This window comes from Priestia megaterium (assembly GCF_041941685.1).
Lineage (GTDB): Bacteria > Bacillota > Bacilli > Bacillales > Bacillaceae_H > Priestia > Priestia megaterium_C.
The window spans coordinates 4,082,023-4,095,768 of sequence record NZ_CP130958.1 but is presented as its reverse complement, the minus strand read 5'-3'; the positions used below and the strand labels follow the sequence as shown (position 1 = coordinate 4,095,768).

The 13,746-nt window shown below is 40.4% G+C and carries 12 protein-coding genes and 1 pseudogene; all 13 read left to right on the top strand.

All coding sequences use genetic code 11. The features are described 5' to 3' along the window. Positions 1–11: 11 nt before the first annotated feature. The 13 genes and pseudogenes from gmk (at position 12) to Q5794_RS21630 (ending at position 13,695) form a co-directional block, all read left to right on the top strand. Complete coding sequence (gmk, locus tag Q5794_RS21690; RefSeq protein WP_013058927.1) at positions 12–626, top strand: guanylate kinase; 615 nt, start codon at positions 12–14, stop codon at positions 624–626. A 2-nt stretch (positions 627–628) separates the two neighbouring features. After that, a complete protein-coding gene (gene rpoZ / locus Q5794_RS21685; RefSeq protein WP_013058926.1) occupies positions 629–850 on the top strand; it encodes a DNA-directed RNA polymerase subunit omega in 222 nt (73 codons plus the stop codon). Positions 851–1,030: 180 nt separating this feature from the next. Beyond that, positions 1,031–2,248 carry a bifunctional phosphopantothenoylcysteine decarboxylase/phosphopantothenate--cysteine ligase CoaBC gene (gene coaBC / locus Q5794_RS21680; protein ID WP_013058925.1) on the top strand — a complete coding sequence of 406 codons (1,218 nt, stop codon included), beginning with the start codon at positions 1,031–1,033 and terminating at the stop codon, positions 2,246–2,248. Continuing rightward, positions 2,245–4,659: a primosomal protein N' gene (gene priA / locus Q5794_RS21675; RefSeq protein WP_374988420.1), complete on the top strand. Its 2,415-nt coding sequence runs from the start codon at positions 2,245–2,247 to the stop codon at positions 4,657–4,659. Before coaBC ends, priA begins: the two co-directional genes overlap by 4 nt. Positions 4,660–4,729: 70 nt before the next feature. Next, positions 4,730–5,203, top strand: a complete 474-nt coding sequence (gene def, locus Q5794_RS21670) for a peptide deformylase (protein WP_013084828.1) — start codon at positions 4,730–4,732, stop codon at positions 5,201–5,203. 10 nt (positions 5,204–5,213) lie between these two features. Then, positions 5,214–6,152 carry a methionyl-tRNA formyltransferase gene (fmt, locus tag Q5794_RS21665; RefSeq protein WP_013058922.1) on the top strand — a complete coding sequence of 313 codons (939 nt, stop codon included), beginning with the start codon at positions 5,214–5,216 and terminating at the stop codon, positions 6,150–6,152. Beyond that, positions 6,145–7,485, top strand: a complete 1,341-nt coding sequence (gene rsmB / locus Q5794_RS21660; RefSeq protein ID WP_214984404.1) for a 16S rRNA (cytosine(967)-C(5))-methyltransferase RsmB — start codon at positions 6,145–6,147, stop codon at positions 7,483–7,485. The genes fmt and rsmB overlap by 8 nt, the downstream gene beginning before the upstream one ends. A 2-nt stretch (positions 7,486–7,487) precedes the next feature. Beyond that, positions 7,488–8,579, top strand: a complete 1,092-nt coding sequence (rlmN, locus tag Q5794_RS21655; RefSeq protein WP_192996221.1) for a 23S rRNA (adenine(2503)-C(2))-methyltransferase RlmN — start codon at positions 7,488–7,490, stop codon at positions 8,577–8,579. Positions 8,580–8,583: 4 nt separating this feature from the next. After that, positions 8,584–9,327: a Stp1/IreP family PP2C-type Ser/Thr phosphatase gene (locus Q5794_RS21650; protein ID WP_013058919.1), complete on the top strand. Its 744-nt coding sequence runs from the start codon at positions 8,584–8,586 to the stop codon at positions 9,325–9,327. Between the two features lie 5 nt (positions 9,328–9,332). Beyond that, a pseudogene (pknB, locus tag Q5794_RS21645) lies at positions 9,333–11,377 on the top strand (Stk1 family PASTA domain-containing Ser/Thr kinase). A gap of 13 nt (positions 11,378–11,390) precedes the next feature. Continuing rightward, the gene (rsgA, locus tag Q5794_RS21640; RefSeq protein WP_374988419.1) at positions 11,391–12,272 is read left to right on the top strand and encodes a ribosome small subunit-dependent GTPase A; all 882 of its coding nucleotides are present in this window, start codon (positions 11,391–11,393) and stop codon (positions 12,270–12,272) included. Between the two features lie 2 nt (positions 12,273–12,274). After that, positions 12,275–12,931: a ribulose-phosphate 3-epimerase gene (rpe, locus tag Q5794_RS21635; protein ID WP_192996223.1), complete on the top strand. Its 657-nt coding sequence runs from the start codon at positions 12,275–12,277 to the stop codon at positions 12,929–12,931. Between the two features lie 116 nt (positions 12,932–13,047). Next, positions 13,048–13,695, top strand: coding sequence for a thiamine diphosphokinase (locus Q5794_RS21630; RefSeq protein ID WP_192996224.1), 648 nt, complete (start codon positions 13,048–13,050; stop codon positions 13,693–13,695). Positions 13,696–13,746: the final 51 nt, after the last annotated feature.

Here is a 13,746-nt window from a genome sequence, read left to right as displayed (position 1 = left end):
CACTTGAACCGATGATTGAAAGAGGTTTATTAATCGTTCTTTCCGGACCATCAGGTGTTGGAAAAGGAACGGTACGAAAAGCATTGTTTGAGCAAGAAGACATTAAATTGCAGTATTCTATCTCTGCAACAACAAGAAAGCCTCGCGAAGGTGAAGTAGACGGCGTTGACTACTTTTTCAAACCACGCGAAGAGTTTGAGCGCATGATTGAAAACAAGAAATTATTAGAGTGGGCTGAATACGTAGGTAACTACTACGGTACCCCGGTTGATTATGTAGAACAAACGTTATCTGAAGGAAAAGACGTATTTCTAGAAATTGAAGTGCAAGGTGCTCTTCAAGTGAAAGAAGCATTTCCAGAAGGTTTGTTCATCTTCTTGGCACCGCCGAGTTTATCAGAGCTTAAAAGTCGTATCGTAAACCGCGGTACTGAAACAGAAGATTTAATCAATAACCGTATGCGCGTGGCAAAAGAAGAAATTGAACTTATGGACGCCTACGATTATGTTGTAGAAAATGACAAAGTAGAAAATGCTTGTGCTCGCATCCGTGCTATCGTAACGGCTGAACACTGCCGTCGTGATCGTATTTCTGCGCGCTATAAAAGAATGCTGGAGGTAGAATAAACATGCTTTATCCATCAATTGATTCTCTAATGGAAAAATTAGATTCTAAGTACACGCTTGTGACAGTAGCTGCAAAACGTGCACGTCAATTACAGCTTCACAATGATACGCCGATTGAAAAGCCGGTTTCTTATAAGTTTGTAGGCTGTGCTTTAGAAGAAATTAATGCTGAACAATTAAGCTATAAGCAAGGTGTAGCAGAAGAAGATTCTAAACATCAGTAAGTGAAAAAATAACAACCTACTTTATAGGTTGTTATTTTTTTGATGCTTTTATCTGTGTTCAAGCAGGATAGTGAATGTCTCACTACAAAAATGGTATAATAATTGAATTGAAAAGCTTTAGATAGTTACCCGAGTAAACAAGCGGATGCTGGTTGAGCGGGATAAATAGATGGGGGCATAATGATGAAGGGAAAACGAATTTTATTATGTGTTAGCGGCGGAATCGCCGTATATAAAGCCGCAGCTTTAACAAGTAAATTAGTACAAGCGGGAGCGGAAGTTAAAGTAATGATGACTGCTTCAGCATGCGAGTTCGTAACGCCGCTTACGTTTCAAGCTCTGTCTCGAAACCCAGTTTATACAGATACGTTTGATGAAAAAGATCCATCTGTGATTGCACATATTGATTTAGCAGATTGGCCTGATTTAATTTTAGTAGCTCCTGCTACGGCAAATATGATAGGGAAAATAGCAAATGGTCTTGCAGATGATATGATTTCCACAACGCTGCTGGCTGCTACTGCACCTGTGTGGATTGCGCCTGCAATGAATGTTCATATGTACGATCATCCAGCTGTTAAAAAAAATATGAGCACTCTTTCATCATTTGGTTACTCTTTTGTAGAACCTGGAGAAGGGTATTTGGCATGCGGTTATGTAGGAAAAGGTCGTCTTGAAGAGCCAGAAACAATTGTTTCACTAATCGGATCTTATTTTTCACAAGCATCACATACACAAAAGATCCTTGAAGGTGTTAATGTATTGGTTACAGCAGGACCTACGGTAGAACGCATTGATCCCGTCCGATTTTTCACCAATCGCTCTACTGGGAAAATGGGCTATGCCCTTGCAGAACAAGCTGCTAAATTAGGCGCATCGGTAACACTTGTAACGGGACCGACGAATTTAGAGTATCCAAAAGGAGTGCAGGTTGTTCAAATTGAAAGTGCACAGCAGATGCTTGAAGCTGTTATGCAGCGCTATCATGAAGCAGATGTTGTCATTAAATCAGCCGCAGTGGCAGATTACCGACCAAAGCATGTGTTTGATCAAAAGATGAAAAAGCAGCCTGGTGAAGCAGTACTAGAGCTAGAGAGAACAACAGATATTTTACGCACGCTTGGAGAGCGAAAAGAACACCAGCTTTTAGTCGGCTTTGCAGCAGAAACAGAACAAGTGGATGAATATGCACAAAAGAAACTTGCATCTAAAAACTTGGATATGATTGTAGCCAATAACGTGACGACAGAAGGAGCAGGTTTTGGGACAGACACAAATATTGTAACGCTCTATAAGCGAAGCGGAGAGTCTAAAGAACTTCCTATTCTTTCAAAACACGATGTAGCTACCGAGGTGTTAAAAGAAGTGAAGGAAATGTTAGAAGGATTGAAAAAATGAGTGTAGCTAGTGTAATTGTGGACGTGGCTGCTAAGCAAACAGATCGAGCTTTTGACTACGCTATTCCCGACAAATGGAAAGGAATTATTGTTCCTGGTATGCGAGTTGTCGTTCCGTTTGGTCCTAGAAAAGTTCAAGGGTTTGTGGTGGCTCTTAAAGAAGAGGCTGAAGTTAAGCGTGTTAAACCAATCGCTGACCTGCTTGATTTAACGCCGGTTCTGACTTCCGAACTGTTAGAGATTGGGCACTGGCTAACCGAAAAAACGCTTTGTTTTATGATATCGGCTTTTCAAGTCATGCTGCCTGCGGCGATGAAAGCAAAATATGATAAAGAACTGTCACTCCTTTCAAAAGAGGCATACGAACAGCTTCATGAGCAAGTAAAGCCGTTTTTTCAGTCAAGATCCTCGCTGAAGTGGAGTGAAGTAGAAAAAACAGCCGCTGCTCCTGCTTTTCACCGTGATATTCAAAAAGGTCTAATTGAAGTCGTCTACGTCGTGAAAAACAAAGGAAACAAAAAAACGGCAAAAGGCGTAAAACTGAATCAAAGCCTTGAAGAAATTCAGCAGTTTATGAGCGAGTTAAATAAGCAGGCAGAAAAGCAAAAACAAGTGCTGTCTTTTATGCTGAATCGAAATGAAGAAGTAGCCATAAAAGAAATAGCGGAAGATTTACAGATTACCTCCGCTCCTATAAAAGCGCTGATTAACAAAGGACTCTTAGCGGAAACGGAAATTGAAATATACCGTGATCCTTATCAAGATCGATACTTTACACCATCACAGCCATTTCAATTGACCGATGAACAAGCTGAGGCAATCGCACCAATTCTGCAGGACATCGAAGAAAATCTTCACGATGTGTTTTTAATGTACGGAGTAACCGGAAGCGGAAAAACAGAAGTGTATCTCCAATCGATTGATCAAGTGCTAAAAAAAGGGAAAGAAGCGATTATGCTTGTTCCGGAGATTTCACTTACCCCTCAGATGGTCAAGCGTTTTAAAGAGCGATTCGGCTCAAAAGTTGCTGTACTTCATAGTGGCTTGTCTACTGGAGAAAAATACGATGAATGGCGAAAAATTCAGCGAAAAGAAGTATCCGTTGTAGTAGGGGCTCGCTCTGCTGTATTTGCGCCATTTGAAAATTTGGGCCTTCTTATTATCGATGAAGAACATGAGACGAGTTATAAACAAGAAGAAAACCCCCGTTATCATGCCAGAGATGTAGCCATTTACCGAGGGCAGCATCATCAGTGTCCAGTCATTTTAGGAAGTGCAACACCAACGCTTGAGTCCTTTGCAAGAGCGCAAAAAGGTGTGTATAAGCTACTGACGTTAAAGCAAAGAATGAATAAGTCATCAATGCCGTCGGTGGATATCGTTGATATGAGAGAAGAGCTTCGCAGCGGCAATCGCTCTATGTTTTCAACTATGCTGTTTGAAAAGATGAAAGACCGTTTGGAAAAAGGGGAGCAAGTCGTTTTATTTTTAAATAAAAGAGGTCATTCTTCTTTTGTTATGTGCAGAGACTGCGGTTACGTTCCGACATGTGAACACTGTGAAATTTCACTAACGTATCACCGCTATCAAAATAAATTAAAATGCCATTATTGCGGACACGAAGAACATGTGCACACTGAGTGCCCAGAATGCCACAGCGAACATATCCGCTTTTTCGGATCTGGTACACAAAAAGTGGAAGAAGAATTAACAAAAGTGCTGCCCGAGGCTAGAGTCGTTCGAATGGATGTTGATACGACAAGCCGAAAAGGCGCGCATGAAAAGCTCCTGAACAAGTTTGCAAGTGGAGAAGCGCAAATTTTATTAGGGACGCAGATGATTGCGAAAGGACTGGACTTTCCAAACGTCACGCTTGTAGGCGTTTTAACAGCAGATACAATGCTGAATTTACCTGACTTTCGTGCATCTGAAAAAACGTTTCAGCTTTTAACACAAGTAAGCGGAAGAGCAGGACGTCACAAACTTCCAGGAGAAGTAGTGATTCAAACGTACACGCCTGAACACTACAGCATTCAACTTGCGAGTCAGCATGATTATGAGGCGTTTTATAAGCAGGAGATGGAAATTCGTAAAATGCACAAATATCCCCCTTTCTTTTACTTGGCGCTTGTAACGGTATCTCATGAAAATATTGCAAAAGTGGTGTCTGTTACAGACAAAATTTCGCAGTATCTGCGTCAGAAACTTTCGCCGCAAACAACGATCTTAGGGCCGGTCGCATCTCCGATTGCTAAGATAAAAGATAGATATCGCTATCAATGCATGTTAAAATACAAGCTGGAACCAAGCCTGATTCCGCTGTTGAAATATATATTAGAACGTTATCAACCGGAAATGCAGAAGGAGAATTTAACGATCACTATTGATTTGAATCCATACTCGATGATGTAACTAGTCGTCTTGATGGCGTTAAAGAAGAAGCTTTTTGGATATAAATAGAAAGAATAAAGGAGGTGCCTATTTGGCTAAGCTTAAGCTTGTTTACCATCCTAATGAAGTACTTGAACAAGAATGTGAAGTCGTTAAAAACTTTGATAATAAATTAGCGAAATTACTAAACGGCATGTATGATTTAATGCTTGAAGCAGACGGTGTGGGTCTAGCTGCTCCTCAAGTAGGAGTTCTGCAGCAAGTGGCAGTGGTAGACGTGGATGACCGACACGGTAAAATTGAGTTAATTAATCCGGTAATTATTGAGCAACGAGGCGAACAAATCGGTCCAGAAGGCTGCCTAAGTTTTCCGGGCCTTTTTGGTGACGTGGCTCGGGCTGATTATGTGAAAGTACGTGCGCAAAACCGTAAAGGAAAACCTTATTTTATAGAAGCAAAAGGTTTTTTAGCACGAGCAATTCAACATGAAATTGATCATTTACACGGTGTATTGTTCACGGAAAAAGTAACAAAGTATTACGAAGAGGATGAACTAGAAGGGTAGGTTTTACACGATGAAAGTCGTATTTATGGGAACGCCGGATTTTTCAGTGCCGGTTTTACAAACATTACTTAAAGATGGATATGAAGTGGTCGCAGTGGTTACACAGCCGGACCGACCAAAAGGACGCAAGCGCGTATTAACACCTCCTCCTGTAAAAGTTGAGGCGTTAAAGCATGAAATACCTGTACTGCAGCCAGAAAAGATTCGTTTAGAAGAAGAATATCAGCAAGTGTTAGCGTATGAGCCTGACCTAATTGTAACAGCGGCTTTTGGTCAAATTTTACCAACCCCTATTTTAGAAGCGCCTAAATACGGCTGTATTAACGTGCATGCTTCTCTGTTACCTGAACTGCGCGGAGGCGCGCCGATTCATTATTCAATTCTACAAGGTAAGCCGAAAACTGGTGTTACAATTATGTATATGGTAGAAAAATTAGATGCAGGCGATATCTTAACACAGGTAGAAGTTCCGATTGAAGAACGTGATCACGTTGGCACACTTCATGATAAACTCAGCGCTGCTGGTGCAAAATTGCTTTCAGAAACCATTCCTTCTCTTGTAAAAGGTGAAATTACGCCGGTTAAACAAAACGATGACGAAGCGACATTTGCTTCTAACATTAAGCGTGAACAAGAGAAAATTGATTGGGCCCGTACAGGAGAAGAAATTTATAACCATATCCGCGGACTTCACCCTTGGCCCGTTGCTTATACAACAGCAGACGGTCAGGTCATGAAAATTTGGTGGGGAGAGAAAGTATCCGCATCAGGCAAACCGGGTACCGTTTTATCACTTGAAGAGGATGGATTTATAGTAGCAACTGGAAATGAAACAGCTATTAAAGTGACGGAACTTCAGCCGGCTGGAAAAAAACGTATGGATGCAGCGCAGTATTTACGAGGTACATCCGTTGAAGTCGGAACAGTATTAGGGGATGTCAATGAGTAAGTACAACGTTCGAGATATAGCTTTAGATATTTTACTAGCCATTGAAAAAAATCAGGCATTCAGCAATCTATTGTTAAATAACAGCATACAAAAACGTGGTATTCAAGGAAAAGATGCAGGGCTGTTAACGGAAATTGTGTATGGAACGATTCAAAGACGTGATACGTTAGATTACGGGTTAGCGCCTTTCTTGAAAAATCCAAAAAAGCTTCAGCCTTGGGTGCGAGTGCTGCTTCGTTTATCTCTTTACCAAATGGTGTATTTAGACCGGGTACCTGACCGGGCAATCCTTCATGAAGCAGTAGAAATTGCCAAAAAACGCGGTCACAAAGGAATTGCCTCAATGGTAAACGGCGTTTTACGAAATATTCAGCGCAGCGGCACGCCTTCTTTAGAAGAAATACAAAATCCTGTGGAGCGGTTGGCGATTGAAACGAGTCACCCATTGTGGCTTGTAAAACGCTGGGTGGAACAATATGGATTGGACAAAACACGCGGAATCTGTTTAGCTAATTTAATGGCCCCCAAACAAACAATCCGAGTAAACAGTGCACGCTTTACGCAAAATGAAGTAAAAGAAGCGCTTGAAAAAGAAGGTATTGTTGTAGAACCAGGCCATTTTGTAGAAGAAGCGCTAGAAGTTCAAAAAGGAAATGCAGCTCATACACAAGCATTTCGTGAAGGAATGTTTACCGTTCAAGATGAAAGCTCTATGTTAGTGGCTCATGCGCTCGGTGCAGAGGCAGAAGAGCTAATTTTAGATAGCTGTGCTGCACCGGGAGGAAAATCAACTCATATTGCAGAGCAGCTTAAAAACAGTGGTAAAGTTATTTCCTTGGACATTCATGACCATAAAGTAAAGCTGATTGCCCAGCAGGCAGAGCGTCTGCACCTTACCAATATTGAGCCGACGGTTCAAGACAGCCGCAAAGCGGGCGAACAGTTTGATAAAGGAATGTTTGACCGCATCTTAGTAGATGCTCCGTGCTCAGGTTTTGGTGTAATGAGACGTAAACCTGATTTGAAATATACAAAAACTGAGCAAGATGTAAAGCAGCTGGCGCGTATTCAACAAGATATTTTAAATGCGGTTGCGCCTTTATTAAAAAAAGGTGGGACCCTTGTATATAGTACATGTACAATTGACCGGGATGAAAATGGGGATGTTGTAACAGCATTTTTAGCAGAGCATGCTGATTTTCAAAAAGATGAAACACTTGCTGCACGGATGCCGCAAAAGCTTAAACAAAACGTAAAACATGGTGAAATTCAATTGCTGCCAGATGCACAAAGCGATGGATTTTATATTGCATGTTTACAGAAGAAGGTGTAAAAATGGAAGAAGTAGCTAAAAGAAAAGCAAAAGCAGAAAAAAAACCACAAAAGCCATCTATTTATTCATTAGAAATGCATGACCTAGAAAATTGGTTAGTGGAACATGGAGATAAGAAGTTCCGTGCTAAACAAATTTTTGACTGGTTATATGTTAAACGCGTAACGGACTTTGACGATATGTCAAACTTATCTAAAGGATTACGTGAACAATTAAAAGACAAATTTGCATTAACGACATTAAAAACAGTTGTTCAGCAAACATCTGGGGACGGGACGATGAAGTTTTTATTCGAACTCCATGACGGTTATACGATTGAAACAGTGCTTATGCGGCATGAATACGGAAATTCTGTCTGCGTAACGACTCAAGTTGGCTGTCGCATCGGCTGTACGTTCTGTGCGTCTACTCTTGGAGGTTTAAAGCGTAACTTAGAAGCTGGAGAAATCGTAGCGCAGGTAGTAAAAGTACAAAAAGCGCTAGATGAACAAGGAGAACGCGTGAGCTCTGTCGTAATTATGGGTATTGGGGAGCCGTTTGATAACTATGATGAAATGATGCGCTTCTTAAAAACAATTAACAGTGATGATGGATTAAATATTGGTGCACGTCATATCACAGTATCGACAAGTGGGATCATTCCGAAAATCTATAAGTTTGCTGATGAAAAAATGCAAATCAATTTTGCGATTTCACTTCACGCTCCAAACAATGACATCCGCTCACGCTTAATGCCGATTAACCGTGCGTACAAACTTCCTGATTTGATGGAAGCCATTAAATATTATACGGATAAAACGGGAAGACGTATTAGCTTTGAGTATGGTCTATTCGGAGGAGTAAACGATCAAGTAGAGCATGCCGAGGAATTAGCGGATTTGATTAAAGACGTTAAATGTCACGTGAACTTGATTCCGGTAAACTATGTGCCCGAGCGTGATTATGTTCGTACACCGCGTGAACAGATTTTTGCATTTGAACGTACGCTTAAAAAGCGTGGCGTTAACGTGACTATTCGACGTGAGCAAGGTCATGATATCGATGCAGCTTGTGGCCAATTACGTGCGAAGGAGCGTAAAGAAGAGACGAGGTGATTGTATGGCAACTGTCTTCATGACAGACCGAGGGAGAGTTAGACAACACAATGAGGATAACGGAGGGGTATTTTTGAACCAACACAATCAGCTGCTTGCAATTGTGGCTGATGGTATGGGAGGTCATCGAGCTGGCGACGTCGCCAGTGAGATGGCAGTTCAAAAATTGCAAATAGCGTGGGAAGAAGCGGACAAAGTAACGTCTCCTGATGAGGCGACGCAGTGGATTCGTACGCATGTTTCGCAAATTAATCAAGATATTTATCAGTATGCTCAGGAACATGAAGAGTGTAAAGGGATGGGTACAACAGTTGTACTTGCTTTATGCGCCGATACGTTTTGTGCGATTGGTAATATAGGAGACAGCAGATGCTATATTTCAAATGAATATGGATTTCAACAAGTAACAGAAGATCATTCTCTTGTAAATGAACTCGTAAAAAATGGTCAAATCACAAAAGAAGATGCTGAGCATCATCCACGAAAAAATATCTTATTGCGAGCACTAGGTACCGAAGAAAATGTTAGTTTAGATGTAAAAACAATTGAAGTGGAAAAAGAAGATCGATTATTATTATGTTCAGATGGACTGACAAATAAGGTAACGGAACAAAAGCTGAATGAAACGTTATCAACAAGTTCATCACTTCACGAAAAGGGTACGAGCCTGATTCAATTAGCAAATGAGCTTGGTGGAGAAGACAATATTACACTTGCAATTGTGGACTTTACATCTGAAAGTGGGTGAGAGTGTTGCTAATAGGTAGACGGCTAAACGACCGTTATAAGGTATTGCAAGTAATTGGTGGAGGCGGAATGGCAAACGTCTATTTAGGTCGCGACATGATTTTAGATCGTGATGTGGCAATTAAAGTGCTTCGTTTAGACTTTGCAAGTGACGATGCGTTTATAAAGCGTTTCCATCGAGAAGCACAATCTGCTACGAGTATTGCTCATCCTAATATTGTCAGCATTTATGATGTTGGAGAAGAAGAAGATATTTACTATATCATCATGGAATATGTACCGGGTATGACATTAAAGCAATACATTCTGCAAGAATCACCACTATCTCTTGATAAAGCCATACATATTATGACGCAGATTACATCAGCTATTGCCCATGCTCATCAGTACGGAATTATTCACCGGGATATTAAGCCTCAAAATATTTTAATTGATCATGATGATACCATTAAAGTTACTGACTTCGGCATTGCCGTAGCACTAAGTTCTACAACCATTACGCATACTAATTCTGTTTTGGGCTCTGTTCACTATTTATCTCCTGAACAGGCAAGGGGAGGGCTTGCGAATAAGCGTTCTGATATTTATTCGCTTGGCATCGTCCTATTTGAATTGCTAACGGGTCGAGTCCCTTTTTCTGGGGAATCGGCTGTGTCAATTGCATTAAAACATTTACAGACAGAAACACCTTCTCCAAAAAGGTGGAATCCATCTATCCCTCAAAGCGTGGAGAATGTTGTATTAAAAGCAACAACTAAAGATCCATTTTACCGATACAGTTCCGTCGAAGAACTCGAAGCGGATTTACAGTCTGCTGTTCATCCAAATCGTTATAATGAACAAAGGTTTACGGTGCCTGATGATGAAGAAGTGACAAAAGCCATTCCAGTTATTAAGGAGGATTTTGTTGAATCCGAAGAAACGCACGTACCTGTGAGAAAACCACCTCACTTAGAGCGCGAACAACAAGAGGAAGAAGAGTTAAAGCCGAAGAAAAAAAGAAGAAAAAGAAAAAAGGCAAAAGCAAGCTGATTGTAACGCTTGTTTTAATTTTTTTGCTCCTGGCAGCTGCTAGCGTAGCCGCCGTTACATTTATTCCGGCTTTATTACTGCCAAAAGACGTAAAGGTTCCTGATTTACATAATCAAGATTATGAATCAGCAGTAACCGATTTAGTTTCTTTAGGCTTTAAAGTGAAGAATCCTAAAGATATATCCGATAATGAGGTGGAAGAAGGCGACGTGGTTAAAACGATGCCAGAAGCGGGAGACGTTATCAAAGAAGGATCTAACGTCATTATTTATCGAAGTACAGGAAAGAAAAAAGAAGCATTTAACCGGTATATTGGAAGAAGCTTTACGGAAGTAAAAAGTCTGTTAGAAAAGCAGAATTATAAAGATATCCAATCCATCGAAGTTGAAAGCACAGAACCAAAAGGCAATATTACAGATCAGACGCCTAAAGAAACCGAACAAGTCGTGCCGGAAGATACAACGGTTACGCTATGGGTAAGTAAGGGACCGCCGAAGATTACATTAAAGGATTTCTCGGGCTGGACGGAAAAAAGCGTAAAAGATTATGCATCAGATGAAGATATTGAAGTGGACGTAAAAACAGCGTATTCCGACACTGTTGAAAAAGGTCTTGTGATGTCTCAAAAGCCTGCAGCGGAGCAGAGTATCGAGCAAGGTGATAAGCTCACCATTACGGTCTCAATGGGCAAGGAGCCAAAAGCTCCTCAAACGGTGTCAGTGGATGTGACTATTCCGTATAAAGAAGAGACTGACACCGAAGCAAGCACGGAACAAGGCGACGCAACGGAAACAGGCGATGCTACCGGAACAGAAGAGGAAAAGCCAAAGCCGCAAAAAGTACAAATCTATATCGAAGATGCAGACAACGATATGTCCGTTCCTGCTAAAGAACTAACGATTACTGAAACAACAAAAGAATCGTTCGATGTTTTAGTTAATGAAAATGAAAAAGCGTCTTATAAAATTGTCCGAGACGGGGAAGTTATTGAAGAAAAAGATGTTGAATATCCAGAGTGATAGGAGTGAGGTTATGCCAGAAGGAAGAATTATTAAATCCCTTAGCGGATTTTATTATGTTCTTCATGACGGACAAGTAACGCAATGTCGAGGACGAGGTGTTTTTCGTAAAAAGAAGGTAACGCCTTTAGTCGGTGACAATGTAGTATTTCAGGCGGAAAATAAGCTTGAAGGATATATACTTGAAATTAAAGAACGTAAAAATGAATTAGTTCGTCCCCCTATTTCAAATGTTGATCAGGCGCTGCTTGTTTTTTCAGCGATTGAACCTGATTTTAGCACAATGCTTCTTGACCGATTTTTAGTGTTAGTGGAGTCGAATCATATTGAACCTATTATTTGTATTTCAAAAGTAGATCTTTTATCACAGCAGCAAAAGCAAGAAATCGAGCAATATGCCGAAGAATATCGTAAAATAGGATATGAGGTCATTTTAACGTCGACAGTCACAGAAAAAGGCATGGAACAAATTCAGCCGTTATTTGAAAATCGCGTAACGGTTATTGCCGGGCAGTCAGGTGTAGGTAAATCTTCACTGTTAAATACACTTAAACCAGAGCTTGAGTTAAAGACAAATGATATTTCAATTTCACTTGGAAGAGGAAAGCATACAACACGTCATGTAGAACTCATTTCGTTTGGTGAAGGTTTAGTAGCCGATACGCCAGGCTTTAGCTCACTGGAATTTTTAACGTTAGAAGTAGAAGAGTTAACCGATTGTTTTCCTGAAATGTCGCGTTTGAGTGAACAGTGTAAATTTCGAGGTTGTTTGCATGTGAAAGAACCAAAATGTGCGGTGAAAGAAGCATACGAGCAAAAAGAAATTCCGAGTTATCGCTACGAACATTACTTGCAATTTATTGAGGAAATTAAGCAAAGAAAGCCGAGGTATTAAAAATGACAAAAATCGCACCTTCCATTTTATCTGCCAATTTTTCAAAGCTTGCTGAAGAAATTCGTGAAGTTGAAGCGGGTGGAGCAGACTACATCCATATCGACGTTATGGATGGCCATTTTGTTCCTAATATTACAATTGGACCGCTTATCGTTGAGGCTGTACGCCCTGTCACAACACTGCCATTAGATGTGCATTTAATGATTGAAAACCCCGATCAATACGTTCCAATGTTTGCAAAGGCAGGTGCTGATATTTTAACGGTACATGCTGAAGCATGTACTCATTTGCACCGCACTATTCAATTAATTAAAGAGCACGGCATGAAAGCAGGCGTTGCTTTAAATCCTGCAACGCCAATTGACGTGGTAAAGCATATCTTAGAAGATATCGATCTTATTTTATTGATGACGGTGAACCCAGGCTTTGGAGGACAAAACTTTATTCCAAGTGTACTGCCGAAAATTGAGCAAATATCTCAGCTTATTGAAATTCGTCACCTTTCTATTGAAGTAGAGGTTGATGGAGGAATTAATGAAGAAACAGCAAGAAAATGTGTGGAAGCAGGAGCAAATGTCTTAGTGGCTGGCTCAGCTATTTATAACCAAGAAGATCGAGCTGGCGCAATTAATCAAATTCGCACAACTGTTCAAGCGTAAGTAATAAAAGCTGCTGTGTACAACGAGTAGAACTTGTACACAGCAGCTTTTTCTTTTAGGATAAAGAAAACATATTTATTTCGTTCATTTTTTAATAGAAAAGGAGCATATACATAATGAAAATTCATATTCTAGCAGGGGGACCGGATGAACATATGCCGCTCTTGCACCAATCAAATGATGTAAAGTGGGTAGGAGTAGACCGCGGCGTATTCCTTCTTCTTCAACAAGACATTTTGCCCGTGAAAGCATTCGGAGATTTTGATTCCATTACAAATGCGCAGCTTAAGCTAGTGAGAGAAGCATTGCAAGATGTTGAATTGTATCCTGCGGAAAAAGATGCTACGGATTTGGAACTTGCTTTTGAGTGGGCAATAGAGCAAAAACCGGAAAGTATTTGTATCTTTGGAGCAACAGGTGGAAGGCTTGATCACATGTTTGGAAGCATTCAGCTCCTGTACAAAGGGTTAAAAAAGAAAGCGAATGTACAAATGATTGACAATCAAAATATCATTCAATTGTTTGAACCAGGCACTTATCATGTAGATCGTTTAAAGGAGTTTCACTATATTTCATTCGTTCCTTTTGCAGGCGGTGCAAAAGAGCTTACGCTAGAAGGTTTCAAATATCCACTCAATAAGCATGAAGTAGAACTCGGCTCAACTTTATGTATTAGCAATGAACTTATTCAACAAAGAGGTACTTTTTCATTTACAAAAGGCATATTAATGATGGTAAGAAGCAATGATAAACGTTGCTTGTGATGAAGTATGGAAAATGAGAGCAGGACATAGGGCTTTCTTTAAAAGGAGATA